This is a genomic window from Zhouia spongiae (assembly GCF_022760175.1).
In the GTDB taxonomy this organism is placed as follows: domain Bacteria; phylum Bacteroidota; class Bacteroidia; order Flavobacteriales; family Flavobacteriaceae; genus Zhouia; species Zhouia spongiae.
This window is the reverse complement of the sequence record NZ_CP094326.1, coordinates 1689987-1709355: the sequence shown is the minus strand read 5'-3', so window position 1 is coordinate 1709355 and position 19369 is coordinate 1689987. Positions and strand designations below refer to the sequence as shown.

At 38.9% G+C, this 19369-nt stretch carries 17 protein-coding genes; 9 read left to right on the top strand and 8 right to left on the bottom strand.

Annotation, left to right across the window (positions count from 1 at the left end):
• Positions 1-268: 268 nt before the first annotated feature.
• The 5 genes from MQE36_RS07430 (at position 269) to MQE36_RS07410 (ending at position 3530) form a co-directional block, all read left to right on the top strand.
• Entirely contained in the window at positions 269-892 is a 624-nt protein-coding gene (locus MQE36_RS07430; RefSeq protein WP_242938533.1) for a Pr6Pr family membrane protein, read from the top strand.
• A gap of 2 nt (positions 893-894) precedes the next feature.
• The gene (locus MQE36_RS07425; RefSeq protein ID WP_242938532.1) at positions 895-1326 is read left to right on the top strand and encodes an META domain-containing protein; all 432 of its coding nucleotides are present in this window, start codon (positions 895-897) and stop codon (positions 1324-1326) included.
• Positions 1327-1601: 275 nt separating this feature from the next.
• A complete protein-coding gene (locus tag MQE36_RS07420; protein WP_242938531.1) occupies positions 1602-2003 on the top strand; it encodes a hypothetical protein in 402 nt (133 codons plus the stop codon).
• A 20-nt stretch (positions 2004-2023) separates the two neighbouring features.
• Positions 2024-2968 carry a TolB family protein gene (locus MQE36_RS07415; protein WP_242938530.1) on the top strand — a complete coding sequence of 315 codons (945 nt, stop codon included), beginning with the start codon at positions 2024-2026 and terminating at the stop codon, positions 2966-2968.
• Between the two features lie 34 nt (positions 2969-3002).
• Positions 3003-3530 carry a GNAT family N-acetyltransferase gene (locus tag MQE36_RS07410; RefSeq protein WP_242938529.1) on the top strand — a complete coding sequence of 176 codons (528 nt, stop codon included), beginning with the start codon at positions 3003-3005 and terminating at the stop codon, positions 3528-3530.
• Positions 3531-3604: 74 nt separating this feature from the next.
• On the opposite strand, the gene MQE36_RS07405 is transcribed toward MQE36_RS07410, so the two are convergent.
• Entirely contained in the window at positions 3605-4873 is a 1269-nt protein-coding gene (locus tag MQE36_RS07405; RefSeq protein WP_242938528.1) for an acetyl-CoA hydrolase/transferase family protein, read from the bottom strand.
• Between the two features lie 148 nt (positions 4874-5021).
• On the opposite strand from MQE36_RS07405, the gene MQE36_RS07400 reads away from it, so the two are divergent.
• Together MQE36_RS07400 and MQE36_RS07395 are read left to right on the top strand one after the other, a co-directional pair.
• Positions 5022-5567: a C40 family peptidase gene (locus tag MQE36_RS07400; RefSeq protein WP_242938527.1), complete on the top strand. Its 546-nt coding sequence runs from the start codon at positions 5022-5024 to the stop codon at positions 5565-5567.
• 77 nt (positions 5568-5644) lie between these two features.
• Positions 5645-7657 carry a ComEC/Rec2 family competence protein gene (locus MQE36_RS07395; RefSeq protein ID WP_242938526.1) on the top strand — a complete coding sequence of 671 codons (2013 nt, stop codon included), beginning with the start codon at positions 5645-5647 and terminating at the stop codon, positions 7655-7657.
• A gap of 8 nt (positions 7658-7665) precedes the next feature.
• On the opposite strand, the gene MQE36_RS07390 is transcribed toward MQE36_RS07395, so the two are convergent.
• Genes MQE36_RS07390 through MQE36_RS07380 form a run of 3 tightly spaced genes read right to left on the bottom strand, consistent with a single transcriptional unit; the run spans position 7666 to position 12877 of the window.
• A complete protein-coding gene (locus MQE36_RS07390; RefSeq protein ID WP_242938525.1) occupies positions 7666-9213 on the bottom strand; it encodes a peptide MFS transporter in 1548 nt (515 codons plus the stop codon).
• Positions 9214-9247: 34 nt separating this feature from the next.
• The gene (locus MQE36_RS07385; RefSeq protein WP_242938524.1) at positions 9248-10648 is read right to left on the bottom strand and encodes a peptide MFS transporter; all 1401 of its coding nucleotides are present in this window, start codon (positions 10646-10648) and stop codon (positions 9248-9250) included.
• 18 nt (positions 10649-10666) lie between these two features.
• Complete coding sequence (locus tag MQE36_RS07380; RefSeq protein WP_242938523.1) at positions 10667-12877, bottom strand: S9 family peptidase; 2211 nt, start codon at positions 12875-12877, stop codon at positions 10667-10669.
• Positions 12878-13053: 176 nt separating this feature from the next.
• Here MQE36_RS07380 and MQE36_RS07375 point away from each other — a divergent pair, with 176 nt between their 5' ends.
• Positions 13054-14379, top strand: a complete 1326-nt coding sequence (locus tag MQE36_RS07375) for a hydroxymethylglutaryl-CoA reductase, degradative (RefSeq protein ID WP_242938522.1) — start codon at positions 13054-13056, stop codon at positions 14377-14379.
• Positions 14379-15284 carry a GYDIA family GHMP kinase gene (locus MQE36_RS07370; protein ID WP_242938521.1) on the top strand — a complete coding sequence of 302 codons (906 nt, stop codon included), beginning with the start codon at positions 14379-14381 and terminating at the stop codon, positions 15282-15284. The genes MQE36_RS07375 and MQE36_RS07370 overlap by 1 nt, the downstream gene beginning before the upstream one ends.
• A gap of 66 nt (positions 15285-15350) precedes the next feature.
• Here MQE36_RS07370 and MQE36_RS07365 read toward each other — a convergent pair whose 3' ends face one another.
• From MQE36_RS07365 to MQE36_RS07350, 4 genes are all read right to left on the bottom strand, one after another.
• Complete coding sequence (locus MQE36_RS07365) at positions 15351-17471, bottom strand: peptidylprolyl isomerase (RefSeq protein ID WP_242938520.1); 2121 nt, start codon at positions 17469-17471, stop codon at positions 15351-15353.
• 87 nt (positions 17472-17558) lie between these two features.
• Entirely contained in the window at positions 17559-18833 is a 1275-nt protein-coding gene (locus MQE36_RS07360; protein WP_242938519.1) for a hemolysin family protein, read from the bottom strand.
• A 3-nt stretch (positions 18834-18836) separates the two neighbouring features.
• The gene (locus MQE36_RS07355) at positions 18837-19028 is read right to left on the bottom strand and encodes a DUF6526 family protein (RefSeq protein ID WP_242938518.1); all 192 of its coding nucleotides are present in this window, start codon (positions 19026-19028) and stop codon (positions 18837-18839) included.
• A 41-nt stretch (positions 19029-19069) separates the two neighbouring features.
• A complete protein-coding gene (locus tag MQE36_RS07350) occupies positions 19070-19327 on the bottom strand; it encodes a hypothetical protein (RefSeq protein ID WP_242938517.1) in 258 nt (85 codons plus the stop codon).
• Between the last annotated feature and the right edge of the window lie 42 nt (positions 19328-19369).

Sequence of the window (19369 nt, the reverse complement as noted above, 5' to 3'; positions counted from 1 at the left end):
GGATTTATATCAGGCGAGGCTACAATATAAAAACCAATGATTTTTGAGAAGACATTGCTGTTTGAGAAATTTCGAGTATTTTAGAAGGAGCTTGACCTGGCCGGAGATATAATTACCTTATAAACGATATCTCCGCGAACAGGATCGCCGGGTTACCTGCCTGCATATCGATCCGGCAAAGGTCATTGCGACAAGGAACAGACCCGTTGGTCGTTAATTTTGAAAAATTGATATTATGATTATTACCGGCCGAAGTATTTAAATTTGGATGAAAGGAGTATCAGAAACAATCGGGTTTATACTAGGGTGGTTCGCTATAATCGCTCAGTTTATTATTATGATACAAACCAGGCAGACAGATCTCCCTGAAACGATTATTCGTTTTTTCAGTTTTTTCACTATTTTGACTAATTTACTTTTAGCATTATTTTTCACAACCCGTCTGACGGGCTTCAAAAGCACCCCGTTTCACCTGTTTTGGAAAAAGGGCACTTTAACGGCACTCACGGTATTTATACTCATTGTTGGACTGGTCTATCAATTTGTTTTGAGAGACCTTTGGCACCCCAGGGGCCTACAATATTTCGTAGACGAACTATTACATACGGTAATCCCCCTTTGGACTCTGATTTACTGGGGAAGACATATCACCGAAAAAGAACTTCAGTTAAAGTCCGTTCTAAGCTGGCTGGTTTATCCAGTAGCCTACCTTGCTTTTATACTTATCAGAGGTCATTTCTCAAAATTTTATCCCTATCCTTTTTTAAATATCCCTGAAATAGGCTATGAAAATTCTTTCATTAAAATAAGTATTATCTTTGGGGTAGCTATCCTCATCATGATCGCCTTGATACTAATAGGTAAATTTATAACCAATAATAAATCTTTCTAATTATGAAAACTACACAAATTCTATTCATCGCTATTTTCAGTCTGATCGTCTCCTCCTGTACGTCAAACAAAAAATCGCAAAGCGAACAACTGTATAACACCACCTGGGAATTGGAATACATCTCAGGGCCACGTATTGCCTTCGATGGCTTGTACCCAGAAAAAAAGCCTCAAATAACTTTTAACAAAGAACACCAGAAAGTCGAAGGCAACAATAGCTGCAACGGATATACTGCCGACTATACCCTTAACGAGGATGCCATCTCTTTCGGCGAACCGGGCCCTACAACCATGATGTATTGCGGCGAAGGAGAAAGTGTCTTTTTAAATATGATGAAAAAGATCAATAATTTTAATATCGATACCGATGGCAAATTGAACCTGAGGCTAGACGACGTCTCAGTAATGAAATTCCACAAAATCCAACAAGAATAAAAAATCATATTTAAAAAAGACAAGTACAACAGAAAACATTGTCTCTATTGAAATTAAACAACCCGGTAAACTACCTTGGAGCCAGCTCGCGCATGGGCAAAATATTTCGACGCAAGCCCTGTGAAATTCCTTTAGGAACATTTCACAAGGGCAAGCATCCGAGTTCCTGATAGCTATCCGGGATAAATCTCGATGATCGCGTAAAAAGTTTTTTCGGACAAAGTATCACATCATTTATTGAACCTATACCATGACCAACAAATTCCATCAAAACCATGCCTTCAGACAAACCGCTTAAAGTCCTTCTTGTTTTAATCACCGCCGTTTTTCTGTCCTGCTGCAACAATAATAACCTTAAAAACAGAATAACAAATAACTGGCAAGTAACCAAAATGCAACGGTATGTAAAAGTAACTTCTAATAGATATACCACCATAGATATCGACATCAGCCCTAAAACCTCCTATAATTTCAAGGAGAACGGAAAAACAGAGATCATTACACAATTAGGATCTAAAATGAATGGTTCCTGGAAAAACATAGACAGCACCATCATAATCCGGATCAAAGGAGAAAAAAGACTATTTAAGGTAGATAGCATCACCGATGTTTCGATGTTATTATCCTCAGATCAATTTAAGTTTTATTTAAAAAAGAAAAACCAACCTGTTAAATAGCAGCTTTTATAGCTATGCATATGAAAAACACCAAACTACTGTTTATAGCTCTGGCTCTCTCCGTTATAACATCTTACGGTCAATCACATAAAAATGTACTGCCCGTATTCATCCATCCTGAAGGGTTTAATAACATACGTGATTTTACCATTTCCCAAACAGGAAATGAAGCATACCTGACTGTACAGAGTCTGCTTGGAGAAGTATCTGTTATTGTCCGGGTCCACAAAGTAAACGGACAATGGGATAAGCCTGAAATAGTTTCTTTTTCAGGAAGATATAGTGATTTGGAGCCTTTTCTATCTCCTGACAACCGTCGACTGTACTTCGTATCTAACAGACCTGTAAATTCAGCTACTGACAACACGAAAGACTACGACATATGGTATGTTGAAAGGACCGATATTAATGCTCAGTGGGGAGCGCCAATCAATCCGGGGCCTCCCATAAATACACCCGAAGATGAGTTTTACCCTTCGGTCGTTGCTAATAACAGCTTATACTTCACAAGCAACCGTTCTGGCACTAAAGGTAAAGATGATATTTTCTATAGTGAGTGGAACGGCTCATCATACGCGCAACCTTCATCATTAAACGAAACCATCAATACTGAAGGATATGAATTTAATGCCTATGTAGCTCCTGACGAATCCTATATGATCTTCAGCGCTTATAACAGAAATGACGGAGCGGGCAGTGGCGATTTATATATCAGCTATAAAAACGAAAAGGGTGAATGGGTAAAAGCCATGAACCTGGGCAATGAAATCAATTCAAAACAAATGGATTATTGTCCGTTTATCGATCCCTCTTCGAATGTTTTATATTTCACCAGTAAAAGAAGTGATTTTAAAACCATACACAATTTTACTTCAACACGCGATCTTATAGAAGCTCTCAATCAACCGGAGAACGGTCAAAGCAGAATTTACAAAGTTACTATTGGTAATATTGTAAAGGAATAGTGGCGCCCATACCTAACATACGATTTATAACAACATGCCGGTAAAGATAAAAACATACGAAACAGAACGACTTATACTAAAACCTACCGATACCGGAGATGCAGCATTCATCTTTAAACTGATGAATACCCCGAAATTTATTAAATATATCGGCGATCGGGGTGTTAACAGTATTGATGCTGCAACTGCTTACATAGAAGAAAGAATGACACCCCAACTTAAGCATTTAGGATACTCAAACTATACGCTTATCCGCAAATCGGATGGTAAAAAAGCAGGTACTTGTGGCCTTTACGACCGCGAAGGCCTTGAAGGTATTGATATCGGATTCGCTTTCTTACCTGAATATGAGAAAACAGGTTATGCCTATGAAGCTTCTGACAAATTAAAAGAGCTGGCTTTTACCGAATTTGGCATTGAAAGACTCAATGCAATCACCACCAAAGACAACTTTGCTTCTCAACGATTGCTGGAAAAACTCGGATTAAAATACGAAGGCACTGTCAAATTACCTGATGACAGGGAAGAACTGCTTCTTTACACCTATAATGCGACAAAATGAACCGGTGGTGTTTTTATAATTACGGGACTTAAATCTGCAACAGGGTCTTTATCCCTTTTAAACCCGCTCTTGATTTATTTCTTATATTCAAAAAATTCTTTATCAATGGCCTCCTGATGATCAGGATGTGCAATTCGCATCAAGGCCTTAGCACGTTCGTTTATTGTTTTCCCGTAAAGGTTGGCAACTCCATTTTCGGTCACAACATAATGCACATGTGCCCGGGTCGTTACTACCCCTGCACCGAGTTTAAGCTTAGGAACTATCCGGCTGATTCCTGATTTGGTAACTGAAGGTAATGCGATGATTGCTTTTCCGCCTTCACTTAATGAAGCTCCCCTTATAAAGTCCATTTGTCCGCCAACTCCGGAATACATCCTGGTTCCTATCGAATCTGCACATACCTGGCCTGTTAAGTCTACCTCTATAGCCGAATTAATAGCTACCATCTTATTATTTTTCTTGATAGTTGCTACATCATTGACATAATCGGAAGTGCGCATCTCGATAAACGGATTGTCATCGACATAGTCGTACAGTCTCTTTGTTCCCATCAGAAAGGTAGCCAACGACCGTCCGGGAAGTATCGCTTTATAATTTCCGTTTATGACATTTTTTAAGATCAGGTCAATTACCCCGTCTGAAAACATCTCCGTATGGAGCCCCAGATCTTTATGTCCTGCTAATTTAGAAAGTACGGCATCCGGAATTACCCCAATGCCCATTTGCAAGGTACTTTTATCGTCGACCAGCTCCGCCACATACCCCCCAATCTTTTCTTCAACGGAAGAAGGCTTGGCCAGCTTGTGTTCAGGAATAGGTTCGTCGCATTCTACAAACAGGTCAACTTCCGAGATATGTATAATCCCGTCGCCATGAGTCCTCGGCATTTGCTTATTTACCTGAGCGATCACTAAACTCGCATTATCAATGGCTGCCAATGTAGCCTCTATCGACACCCCCAAGGAGCAATAGCCATGTCGATCGGGTTCTGATACATGAATTAAAGCCACATCGAGATCTATAATATTTCGTTTAAACAATAGAGGAAGCTCACTGAGAAATACCGGAGTATACGACCCGTTACCAGCCTTGAGTGTATGCCGTACATTTTGACCGATGAAAAAAGAATTCACATGAAAATGCTCTTTGAGCAGAGGATCTGCATAAGGAGCATCACCTTCTGTGTGCAGGTGACATATTTCTACGTTCTTTAAATCTTGATACCTGTTCGTTAATGCCCTTATTAACAATTGTGGAGCCGCGGCTGCTGCCTGTATATACACTCTCTGATTCGATTTAACAGACTCAACGGCGGTCTCAGCTGAAACGGATTTATACATATTTTTTATTTTACATGTGTAAATCTATAAATCACAATCTTTTAAAAAACTGTTTTTTGTCATGTTGGACTTAATTCTTTCCCAACACTTAATTTCCACAAGGCTCATGATTAATCAATTTTTAGTAATTTGCGTCAAAACCTACACTATGAAGCGAATCTTACCTTTTTTATTACTCCCTGTACTTATATTGACTTCCTGCGGGTCATCAAAAAAAGCGTCTCAGAAAAGGGAAACAAGAACGGTTTCAGTAAAAGCCAGACCGGTTAAAGAAAGTAAAGATGAAATAAAAGGCAGGAATAATAAAATCCCCAGTCAAACTGATAACATCATAAGAACTGCGCTCTCGTTTGAGGGCACCCGTTATAAGTTCGGAGGCATGTCCAAATCCGGAATGGATTGTTCCGGACTTATCTATAAAAGCTATACAACCAATGGTGTTTCCGTAAACCGGTCTTCATTTGAAATTGCCAAACAAGGAGTCGACATAAAACTTAAAGAAATACAGAAAGGGGATCTTTTATTTTTTGCAACTGGAAGAAAAAGCAAGAGAATAAACCATGTCGGTTTGGTTGTGGATACGAAATCTGAAGTACTGTTTATACATTCTACCACTTCCAGGGGAGTATTGGTTTCTTCTTTAAGAGAAGGCTATTGGAAATATGCTTTTATCAAGGCAAAACGATTATTGTAACCAACCAATCCGAAAATCACTATCACCCAATAATAATTATAGTTTAATTCCTGAAATAAATTCAGTAAATTCATACAATGAAGTTGCTGAACTTTATACCTATACGTTTAACTGCCCTACTGATTGCAGGTATCCTGACAGGGTATTCTCTATTTATTCCTTTATCATATATCGCTGGGGTATTGGTTTCGTTGTTTATCATTTATACTTTTACGTATATCAAAGGGAGAAAACGATCACTGCTTTTTAGTATCCTCTCTTATCTGATAATATACCTTATCGGTTATTTGAGCATATATCTCAGTAACCCCAAAAACAGTTCTATCTATTTCGAAAGGTTAATTGTTACCAGGCAAGACAATACTTTTATACTCAAAATCAAAAGCAGTCTAAAATCAAATGATAATTATTCAAGACTTGAAGCTGAAGTAACCGGCATTAACGAAACCAAGTCGACAGGCAGCCTGGTTGTCAATATTAAAAAAGACTTCAATACAGTTAATTTAAAACCTGATGACCTGATATACACCAAAATTACCCCACAAAAAGTCAAGCCTCCACTAAACCCTCATCAATTTAATTACAAAGAACACCTTAAAAAAAAGCTGATTCACCATCAGTTGTATCTACAAGAAGGAGAATATATCGTAAAACCTCAAGAGCCATCATCTATAGTCGGATTAGCCCATGCCGTCAGGAAAAAAATACAAACCTCCCTAGAAACGCAAACTTTTGAACCTGAAGTACTGGCTATATTAAATGCCCTCCTGCTGGGAGAACGAAAAGGGATTTCGAGTGAAACGTATGCAGATTATGCCAATGCAGGTGCTATTCATATTCTGGCCATCTCAGGACTTCATATAGGCATACTTCTGCTAATACTTCATACGGTCTTTGGTCCCTTGGCGCGTTATAAACATGGAAAAACGATAAAGCTTTTTTTAATCATACTGATTCTATGGGGATATGCAGTTATAGCAGGCTTATCCCCATCAGTAGTAAGGGCTGTAACCATGTTCAGTTTTTTAGCCTATGCATGGCATCGCAAAAGACCTGCCGGTACATACAACATTATTGCCATTTCAATATTCTTCTTACTCCTTTTCAGGCCGGTTTTTATATTCGATGTCGGCTTTCAATTAAGCTATACGGCGGTGCTCTTTATTGTTTGGCTACAACCTTTACTGTACAGACTATTGCGCTTTAAGTGGAAGTTAGCAGATTATTTCTGGAAACTATCCTCTGTATCGTTAGCTGCCCAAATAGGTGTCGCTCCTTTAGGCTTATATTACTTCCATCAATTCCCGGGTTTATTTTTTGTTTCCAATCTTGTTATTATTCCGCTTTTAGGAGTCATCATAGGCGGTGGTATATTGATCATTGTATTAAGCCTTCTCAATTTATTACCGCCTTCTTTAGTGATAATTTACAACACCCTGATTCAGGCCATGAATGATTTTGTGAAATGGATTTCACAACAGGAAACATTTATCTTTAAAGATATCCCTTTTAATCTTTACCTCATCATAACCACCTACCTGATGATCATCGGCATCATTTTATTCCTCATCAATCTACAGAATAAAAAAAAGACACTCCGCTATTGCCCGGTTTTAATCGCATCGGTCTTCTTATTGTTCTTCAGTTTCAATCAAACGCATACGGAACGTTTTATTATATTCCATAAAAGCAGGAATACACTTCTGGCAATACAAAACGACAGCCTTACCGTCTATACAAATAACCGAAACGCATCAGAATCTCTTGTATCCGGCTACAGCCTGGGTGAAAATATAAGCAATACGGTGTATTTGCCAATAAGGAACGAATACAGGTTTAAAAACGAAACAATTATTGTTATCGATAGCACAAGCCAATACATAAGCGACCAGCCTTCCTCTCCCATTATTTTACTTACACAATCTCCTAAAATTCACCTCTCCAGAGCTATCGACAGCTTAAACCCTAAGCTTATCATCGCAGACGGAAGCAATTATAAAAGCTATATAGAGCGTTGGGAAGAAACCTGTACAAAAGAAAAACTCCCTTTCCACTACACAGGTGAAAAGGGAGCTTATATTATTGAATAAAACAGCTTTTATTTTACTCCATGCATTAGTTTCTTCATAACCGGACTCAACAGGGCCATTAACAAGCCTGCCACTACGGGGACAATGGTAAAAATAAGGAAGAAGGTAGAAATAGAATATTTCTCCTGAATAACTTCTATATAGCTTCCTACGGTACCGGCCAGTTTATTACCCATAGCGATAAACAAGTAGTACACCCCGAACATCAGGCCTATCCATTTGGCAGGAACCAGTTTGCTGACATATGATAAACCTACTGGCGAAATACATAATTCGCCCAACGTATGGAAAAGGTAGGCTGCTATCAGCCAGAACATACTTACTTTAACAAAATCCGAACCTACGATAGCATGCGATCCGTATGCTAAAAATCCAAAACCAAGCCCCAAAAGCACAAGTCCCAATCCGAACTTTAATGGTCCCGACAAATTATACCTGCTTTCCCACCATTTAGAAAATGCAGGTGCGAATGTAATAATAAACAGAGAGTTCAAAATCCCGAACCAGGTAGCAGGTACTTCAACAGATTCACTGGTGTAATCCCTGTATACTTTCCATAAAACAATAACCCAGATAATGATAAAGCTAAGGCTCAAGATAATATTACCAACGCTATACCTGGAAAAAGTAATTTTAAATAATGAGATAAGCACATAAGTTATAATTCCTAATGGGATTATAGTAAGCATTGCATCTACAACCCTGAATATCAGGCCATAGTTTCCGGATAATTCTCTTTGTGTAAACTGATCGGCAAAGATTGTCATCGACCCTCCTGCCTGCTCAAAAGCAGCCCAGAAAAAAACTGTAAATATTGAAAATATAAAAACAGCTATTAAACGGTCACGAACCACATTACCGGGCACAGGCGCTGCTTTTTCCTTAACCTTCTCCTCAGATTCAACGAAATCACCCTTGGCACTCTCCAGTCGTTTTAGTTTTTTAGGGGACAAGCCTATATTTCCAAAAATGTTTTGGGTGAAATAGAATTGTAACATTCCGAAGAACATAAAAATTCCGGCTAGTCCGAACCCCCATGACCAGGAAACATTCTCTCCTATATAACCACACAACATAATACCCAGAAAAGCTCCGGCATTAACCCCCATGTAGAAAATAGAATAAGCTCCGTCTTTTTTCTCGGGATGGTCTTTATAAATATTTAGAATGATCGATGTCATATTTGGTTTAAACAACCCATTCCCTAGAACCAGACACAATAAACCGGCATAGAGGAAGAACGGGGTTTCAATTGCCATGGAAGCATGTCCCAGGGTCATGATAAAAGCCCCTAGAACAACAGCCCACCTGTATCCTATGAGCCTGTCGGCGATCAAACCACCTATAACAGGAGTCAAATACACTCCCATCGTATAAGTACCATAAAGGCTTAAAGCCTCGGCCTGATCCCAGGACCATCCACCTTTATCGGCCGAACTTATTAAAAACAATACTAATAAAGCGCGCATTCCATAATAGGAAAAGCGCTCCCACATTTCTGTAAAAAATAATACGAAGAGTCCGGCCGGATGCCCAAGTACTCTATCTTTAAACATGTCTTGACTTTGTGTAATCATCTTTTGATATTAATTAAATGCTCTGCTTTTCCAGTTCAACTTTTCCACTTTCTTCTACATCACTCATTTCTCTTTCATCATCCTCTGCTCCATGTGTTAAGCTTTTTAATTTCTTAAAAAACAATCCAACTAATAACCCAAAAACGATACAGAAAACTGCAATTCCTGTAAATACGGTAAACTCGCCAAAAGTTGATGCCGACTCTCCCAATAAACCTGCCAGTTTGTTTCCGAGACCAGTAGTGGCAAAGTATAACCCCATCATTAATGATGCGTACTTTGCCGGTGCTAATTTTGTAACAAATGAAAGTGACACAGGCGACAAGCTAAGTTCACCTATAGTATGGAGTAAATATGCCAATACCAACCAATACATTGCTGATGAACCGGAACTCTCAAACTGAGCTGATGCCGCCGTCATAAACAAGAAGCCTGTACCCATAATAATGAGTCCCATAATCATCTTGAATAGTGAGGATGCTTCTTTTCCTTTAAGTTTTCTTTTGGCCCAAAAACCAGCCACTAAAGTTCCCAAGGTAATTATGAAAAATGCATTAAGAGACTGAAACCATGAAGCCGGAACTTCCCATCCCATCAACATTCTATTCGTTTTTTCAGCAGCATATATATTCATCAATCCGCCCGCCTGTTCAAAAGCTCCAAAAAACACTATCACCATTAAAAATGAAAGAACCAGTACAATTACACGATCTTTTTCTATCCTGGTTAGTGGTCTTTTCAATGCTTCCTTCTCTTCAATCTTTTCTGATTTACCGAGATACTCCCCGACACCTTTTAAATATTTCTGCCCCAGTATAAACTGAACAAGTCCAAAGAACATACATATCCCTGCCAGTCCAAAACCATAATGCCAGCCATATACTTCTCCTACATACCCGACAATTAAACTCGATAAAAATGCACCCACATTGATGCCTATGTAAAAGATGGTAAACCCTTTATCTCTTCTGATATCTCCCTTTTTATAGAGACCGCCAACCATAGTAGAAATATTAGGCTTTAACATTCCTACTCCCGATATAATAAAGCCTAAACCGGTATAAAAAGCCCACATTTGTTCAATTGCCAGGACCGTATGACCTATTACCAATAGAATTGCTCCAACTACCACCGATTTTTTTTGCCCCAGAATCCTATCTGCTATAATACCTCCCGGAATAGACGCTACATAAACCAACATCGTATACCATCCATATAACTGTAATGCCTCAGCATTTGTCCACCCAAGTCCGGGGTTATCCTTTGTTGTTTCTGCCACCAGGTACAACACCAAAATTGCACGCATTCCGTAATAGGAGAAACGTTCCCACATCTCCGTAAAGAACAGGACATATAACCCTACCGGGTGACCAAATAACTCTTTTTGGTGCGCTTGTTTAACTACTTCCGACATATCTATCCTATAATTTGATTAGTTTTTCATTTCTTGAGCTTCAAGTTCTTTTCCAATCCTATCTCCAAGATGCTCATCGATAAAATCGGTCATTTTAGTATATAATTGAAGCCTGGTTTTACCTCCGTAAATTCCATGGTTTTTATCTGGATAAATTGCCCAGTCGAATTGTTTATTCGCCTGAATTAAGGCTTCAGCCATACGCATGGTATTTTGCACATGAACATTATCGTCTGCCGTACCATGGATCAATAAATAATCTCCCTTCAGATTGGAAGCATAGTTAATTGGTGAATTGTCATCATATCCGCTTGCATTTTCCTGTGGCGTTCTCATATATCGTTCTGTGTAAACTGTATCGTAAAAACGCCAGCTGGTTACCGGAGCAACAGCGATGGCCATGCTGAACACATCATTCCCTTTTAAAATACAATTAGAGCTCATAAAACCTCCATAGCTCCATCCCCAGATACCTATGCGTTCTTCATCCACATATGGTAATGCTGCCAATTGTTTTGCGGCAGCAATCTGATCTTCCACCTCGTATTTACCAAGTTCTTTATAAGTAACCTTTTTAAAGTCGGCCCCTTTAAAACCGGTTCCTCTTCCATCGATACACACAATGATGTATCCTTTTTGTGCCAGCATCTGATACCAGTAATCATTGCTTCCATTCCATCGGTTAGCCACTTGTTGTGAGCCAGGGCCCGAATACTGGTACATTAACACAGGATATTTCTTGTTTTGATCAAAACCTTTTGGCTTGATCGTCCACATATTTAAATCATTACCGTTGACATTGATCGTAGAAAATTCTTTTTCGGAAAGCTGATATTGTTTTAAATCTGATTGAAGAGCTTCATTACTTACAATCTCTTTTAGTAGTTTTCCATCTTTAGCCCGATTAAGCGTATATAAATATGGGGTTGCAGTATTTGAAAAGGTATTGATATAATAGGTGAAATCCGTACTGAAAGTAGCATCGTTGGTGCCTGTTCCTGAAGATAGCCTCATTTTCCCTTTCCCATTGATTCCTATGGAATATATGTCGCGATTAATAGAACCGTTTTCTACCGACTGATAAAAAATCCTTGAGGTTTTCTGATCGAATCCATAATAGTTTGTTACTTCCCAATCGCCGTTTGTAATCTGGTTTATGAGCTTTCCCTCTTTTGAATACAGATAAATATGGTTGTACCCGTCCTTTTCACTTGTCCATATAAAACTGTTGTCGTTTAAAAAAGTAAGATTGTCAGTTACATCTATATAGGCTTTATCCGTTTCATGGAGGATTACTTTTGACGATTTATTGTTTGTATCATAAAAATAAAGCTTCAGATCGTTCTGATGACGATTCATCACTTGTACGCTCAGCCTACTCTTGTCACTTGTCCATTGAATTCTGGGAATATAGTAAGCATTCCCTAAATCTATATCAGAAGTTACACCTGCATCCAGATCATAAACGTGCAATGAGACTTCAGAGTTTTTTTCTCCCGCCTTCGGATATTTAAAAACCTGCTGCGAGGGATAAAGGTTTTCCCCATACACATCCATAGAAAATGTAGGCACATCAGATTCGTCAAAACGGATATAGGCAAGATGAGAGCCGGTTTCATTCCAGTCGAATGCACGAACAAAACTAAATTCTTCTTCATATACCCAATCGGTAACCCCATTTATAATCCTGTTCCTTTCACCATCCTTGGTTACCTGAATTAAACCATTATCTTCAAGATCTTTAATATATATATTGTTTTCAAACACATACGCTACCTTAGAGCCATCAGGAGAAAAAGTAGGTTCCTGTATTTTTTGAGCTGCTATTTGAGTGAGCTTCTTTGAAACAATATCATATATATAATAGACACCCAAACGCGATCTCCTGTATACCGGTTCAACCTCGGTTGCCAGTATTAATTTAGACTCATCCCGACTAAATTTATATGACTGAAAGTATTGAATCCCGTCCAAATCGGCAGAACTCAAAATTGTCTCTACCTTTTGCAGGGTTTTATAGTCATATTTATCAATCGAGACTGTTCTGGTATTCCTGTCAAAATTCAACACGGAATACTGCTTTCCATTTTTCATTGAATGCAATGCATCCATTCCTTCGGCACTAAAAGCACCTCCCCATATCTCCTCTAATGTAATGTTTTGATTTTGAGCGGTTAACACTGAGGCCAACCCTAATAAAAGGAAAGAAAATATAAATGTTCTTATCATCGATGTTAAGGATTTTTTAAAAATCCGTCAAGTTTACTAATTATTTCACAGAAATATAAACTTTTTTAGTTAAACGTTCCTTAGAATTGCCAATTTAAAAGAAAAAACAAGCGTTTGTATTTACATTAAAAAGGGCCTCTTAATTATTATCTTTGTTTTTTGAAACAGATTTAACCATGAAAAAACCAGTAGACGGATTTTCAAGACTCTCGAAAGAAGAGAAAATAGAATGGCTGGCAAGCCATTATTTTCAGGACAGAAAAGACGCTGTCTCTATTATAAAGCAATATTGGAATACTGATGCGGGTTTACAAAAGCTCCATGATGAATTCATAGAAAACACCATCACCAATTACTACCTTCCGTTTGGGGTGGCACCTAATTTCTCAATTAACGGACACTTGTATTCCATCCCGATGTGCCTTGAAGAAAGCTCGGTAGTTGCAGCAGCCAGCAAAGCTGCCAAATACTGGCTGAAAAGAGGCGGATTTAAAGCCGAAGTGCTTTCGACTGAAAAAATAGGCCAGGTACATTTTATGTACAATGGAGATAAGCAAAAACTGATCCGGTTTTTTAATGAAATCAAACCTTCTTTGATCGCAACTACCGACGGGATCACAAAAAATATGCGGAAAAGAGGGGGAGGCATCCTGAACATTGTTTTAAAAGACAAAACAGACAAGCTGAGCAACTACTACCAATTACACGCTACTTTTGATACCCTGGATGCCATGGGAGCAAATTTCATCAATAGCTGCCTGGAGCAATTCGCCAAAACCTTCAAAGAAGGGGCCGCCAGAAACGAGGACTTTACCGAGGAAGAAAAAGACATCCAAATTGTAATGAGCATCCTTTCTAATTACGTCCCAAACTGCCTCGTCAGAGCTGAAGTATCGTGTAATGTAGAAGAACTTAATGAGGATAAAAACATATCCCCGGTAGATTTTGCAGAAAAATTTGTTCGGGCCATCGATATAGCCAAAGCAGAACCGCATAGAGCTGTAACGCACAACAAAGGCGTTATGAACGGTATTGATGCTGTAGTATTAGCAACCGGTAACGACTTCCGGGCTGTTGAAGCCGGAATCCATGCTTACGCCTCAAAAGACGGCTCTTATTCCAGCCTGACACACGCTACCGTAGAAAATGGCATATTTAAATTCTGGATAGAAATACCGCTGGCATTGGGAACTGTTGGCGGATTAACCAGTTTACACCCATTGGTTAAACTGGCTTTAGAAATGCTCTCCAAACCTTCTGCCAGAGAATTAATGCAGATTGTTGCTGTTGCCGGTCTAGCCCAAAACTTTGCTGCCGTACGCTCTCTTATCACTACAGGAATCCAGAAAGGCCATATGAAGATGCATTTAATGAATATTTTAAATCAGCTCGGAGCCACAGAAAATGAGAAAAAACAGGTTGCCGATATCTTTAAAGACAAAACGGTAACACATAGTGACGTCATAAAAGAATTCAACAACCTCAGGACAAAAACGCTGTAATGAAGGAATTTCACAGTAATGGAAAATTATTAATTACGGGTGAATATCTCGTCCTTGACGGGGCTTTGAGCTTTGCGCTCCCCACAAGGTTCGGACAGGTGATGACGATAGAAGAAAACAATAGCGGATATATCGACTGGTTGAGCCTGGACCATTGTGGAAACACATGGCTGTCTGCTGAATTCGATTTATCACTCACAGACGAACCAACGAATGATATAGAAAAAAGCCTCATCGACCTATTGAAAAAAGCAAAGACTTTAAATACGTCTTTTTTAAGCGGGCATTCAGGCTTTAAAGTTATTTCAAAGATGGATTTCCCCAAAGACTGGGGGCTAGGGTCTTCATCTACCCTTATCAACAATATGGCTCGATGGGCAGGAGTCGATGCTTTTGAGTTATCGAACAAAACCTTTGGCGGAAGTGGCTACGACATTGCCTGTGCTCAGCACGACCGCCCGATTTTATATCGGCTGGATGCAGGCAAACCGCACGTGAAAGAAACCACCTTTCACCCCCCATTCACCGATCGGATCTATTTTATTCATTTAAATCAAAAGCAAAACAGCAGGGAAGGTATTAAGCGATACAAAAGCCTTCAAGACGGCCATAAATCAAAGTCCATTCAGGAAATTGAAGAGATCACAAAAAGGATCATTGAATGCGACGATATCATTGAATTTAACAACCTAATCAATATCCATGAGACAATCATATCTGGGGTTATTGAAATTCAACCTGTAAAAGAGATTCTCTTTCCTGATTTTAAAGGGAGTATTAAAAGCCTTGGCGCCTGGGGAGGTGATTTTATTATGGCCACAGGCAATCAAGACACTCCTGTTTATTTTAAGAAAAAAGGCTACGGTACGATCCTCTCTTATGATCAAATGATAAAACCTTGCTGAAAAACATAACACCAAAAAAGCCTCCTGACGGAGGCTTTTTAACTTATCTGGAAAAAAGATGACCTCTTAATAGAAATCAGCTCTGTTATCTTCTATCTCTGCATTTTCACGAAGAGCACTAAACGCAGCTCCGGCAGACCTGCCTCTGTTAGTGGTTCTTTGAGTCGTAGCATACGGGGCATAGTTATCTAATGTAGCCGCAGGCTTCTTTCTGGTAAGCTGAACCATATAAACTCCATTCTCTCCTTCTACTAAACCGGAAGTACTCCCTTCCTGTAAAGCAAATGCTGTTCCTACCACTCTGGGCTCTCTACCTGCACCGGCAATGCTAGGAGTCTTCATATTTAAATCCGAAGCTGTCCTAACTGTCACATTATTAGAACCAGCCAATTCATCTATCGACTTACCCTGATTAGCTTCAATAATTTTAGCTGCTTTCTTTTGTTTTCTGATTATAGGCGTTACAATTGCTCTTGCATTCTCAACAGACATCAAACCTTCTTTGGTCTTTCTGGTAAGCTGCACGATTGCATAACCTCCGGAAACATTAAATCGGGATACGTCACCAACTTTAGTCTCCTCTTTAAAAGCCCATTGCACAAGTCCTCTCTGCTCTCCCAATCCCGGGATAATCTCCTGCAATGCGATAATGTTATTTACAGGACGAACCACATAATCCGATTCTTTTGCTATTTCAGTAAACTTATCAGCTTCAGCACTGGCGGCATCCATCTCAAACCTGGTTGCACTGGTATACAATTCGTTAGTAGTTTCTTCTGACGGAAGTATTTTTCTGGAAATAGTAGCCAATTGCACTACATTGTATTTGTCCTCTATTTTAATAACGTGAAATCCAAAATCTGTTTCAACTACATCAACACTCCCTATTCCGTTGTCAAAAATAAAGTCATTAAATGGTTTCACCATCTGACCAGGGAAAATGTTATCGTAAGTTCCTCCACTGAAAGCAGACCCGGGATCTTCGGAATATTCACCGGCCAAAGTAGCAAATTCTTCTCCGGCCTTAACCTTTGCCAACACTTCTTTCGCCAGGGCTTCTGCCTGTTCTTTGGTTCTGTTTTCTTTAAGATTTACTCCCGAACCTTCATAACCTATCAAAATATGGCTGGCCTTCACGTTTCCTCCGTCTCTTTTCGCCATCATCCTAGTAAGCTTGTATGTCTCACCATCTTTATAAGGACCAAAAACCTCTCCAATATTCAAATTGAACAAAGTATCACTGAATTGAGCCGGTAGTTGTGCTTTTGTCACATATATAGTATCAAAAGGTATATCTGAATGTTTCGCAACAAATTCCGCCACATGATCTTTAGACAAACCCGCAAACCCCTGAACAGTATCATTTGTCTGGGTAGCATTGTTATAAACAACGCTACTATTTAGAAGGTCCGCAACCTCTTTCTCAATTGTTAATTCGTCTTGCTCCGAAGGTTTCTCTTCAAAGAACACAAAACGTATGTTCCTGCTTGCATCTCCTTCAAACTCTTTTTTATGATCTTTGATATACGAAGATATCTCGCTATCGGTTACCGTAATGGTACTATCTGCAACAGACGAATAAGGAACCTGTACATATTTGAAGTCCACTTTATCATTTTCAAGCTGATAAGCAACCTCTCCGTCTTTTAACGTAGCCACCACACCTGCTTTGATAAGGTTGAAGTACGATTGTTCTTTTGATGCATTTATCAGTGCATTTTCCTGAATTTCCCATTGCTGGTATGCCAACGGGTTATTAGCCTTTAAGTCTGCTATATATTCAACAAATTTACCGGTATCAAACACCCCTGCTTCATTCAAAAATGCAGGATTCGAAGCCAACTGAGGGTTCGATTTTACAACATTGATAATCTGGTCCTTTTCGATATTAATCCCTAACTCTTCAAATTGTTCTTCCAATAAAGCAGTCCTCACTTCCTGGTTCCACACCTGATTAACAACCTGCATCGTAGAAGCACGTCCCTGATACTGCCTGGACAAATTATCTACTTTCTGGGCAAACCCTTCACGGGAAATAGGGTTCCCGTTTATTTCACCAACATCTGATTTTGTTGATGAAAAAGCATTATTGTTAAATAAATCCGATATCACAAAAGCGAATAGCGCCAATCCTATAACGAGGATCAAGATCAATGATCGACTTCTAATTTTTCCAAGAATAGCCATCTGTCATCTATATTATTAAATATTAGATGGCGAAAATAGCACTTTTTTACAATAATAAAAACCTGCCCTGATAATAATTAAGGCATTTTAATCGTCTTCTAACACTTTCAGGTGAAGCAATTCTATTTTTGTGTTAGTTGCCTGTAAGACTTTAAATTGAAAGTTGTCTATTTTTATCTTTTCCCCTTTTTCCGGAATATCTCCAATACGGCTTACAATAAGTCCTCCAATAGTATCGTAATGTTCACTCTCAGGGAGCTCCAGCTTATACGTCTCATTAACATATGCCACTTCCAGCCGGGCAGAAAAATTAAATTCCTGGTCGTTAATCTTTTCTTCAAGCAATTCAATGGTATCGTGTTCATCTTCAATCTCCCCAAACAATTCTTCAACAATATCCTCTACGGTTAAGATTCCCGAAGTACCTCCGTACTCATCCAGTACCACAGCAATGCTTTTTCGTCTTTTGGTAAGCACTCCCAGAATATCACTAATAGGCATAGTTTCCGGAACAAACTCTACCGGAAGCATGACACTCTTTATGGTTTTCGGCTTTTTAAACAATTCAAATGAATGCACATAACCTATAATATCATCGATCGTATCTTTATAGACCAGTATTTTCGAATATCCTGTTTCTACAAATTTCCCGACAAGACTTTTAGGATGTTCATGCACTTCCGCAGCACATATTTCAGTTCTGGGAATCATGATGTCACGTGCTTTATGATCGGAAAACTCCAATGCATTCTGAAATATCTGGATTTCCGAATCAACATCTTCATCTTCATCAACCTGCTCCATTTGTTCTGTGATATAATCACCCAATTCTACTTTACTGAATGCAATACTCTCCGTATTGCCTTCCACTTTAAAAAATACTCGCAAAACAAAGTCAGATATCCATATCACAATCTCCGCAACCACAGAAAACAGCTTATAGAATACATAGGCTGGCACCGCCAAAACTTTCAGCAAGGTATTGGAATATATCTGAAAAAGGGTCTTTGGTAAAAATTCGGCTGTAATCAGCAAAACCAATGTCGCCAATAAGGTTTGTACCAGAATAATTTCCGCGGGCAACGCTTCAAAACCAATATATTGAGGATACATCCAGGACACCAGTAAACTCCCCATATAAAAAGCATAAATCACTAGTGCTATATTGTTCCCCACCAACATCGTAGTAATGAACTTTGATGGCCTTTTAGTAAGCTTGGTCAGTATTTTTGAAAGAAAACCTCCTTGCAGTTTTTCTATCTCAATATGAATCTTGTTGGAGTTGACATATGCGATCTCCATTCCGGAAAAGAATGCTGAAAACAGCAAAGAGACAATGATGATCACAATTGTGGTGCCCATGCTTTATTTTTTTTGCCTGTTCTGAAACTTCTTACGGTATCTTCTTCTGAAAAAGAACATAAAAAAAGACACGACGGCAAACAACAGAAAAAGATACGATCTATTCCGGTCGGTATTCCAATTTGATACTACTTCGAAAACCGAGATCACCCCTATCACCAGGTATACGATCTCAAAAACCCTGAAAAACTTCATCTAGCTTCTATTTTCAACAAAGATACATTTTATTACAGAATCTACTCTTTTACAACTGCACTTCCGGTACTTTTGTTATTCTGATCATCAAAAAACTCAACATAAAGCCCGTTCGGAAATTCCTGGAATTCAAATTTCTGATTTGAGAAGTCGTAATTTAACGAACTCGTCAGAATGGCTTTTACCTTCCCAGAATCAGTGTAAGTCAACTTAAAATTTTCAGCTATACCCGAAGGCACCCTTTGGGCTGTATTTATATCTTTCACGTCTTCCAGCTGACCCTGACATGAAAAAAACATTGTCACAGCGAATACTGTGACAATGCTAAAAAAATTATATCT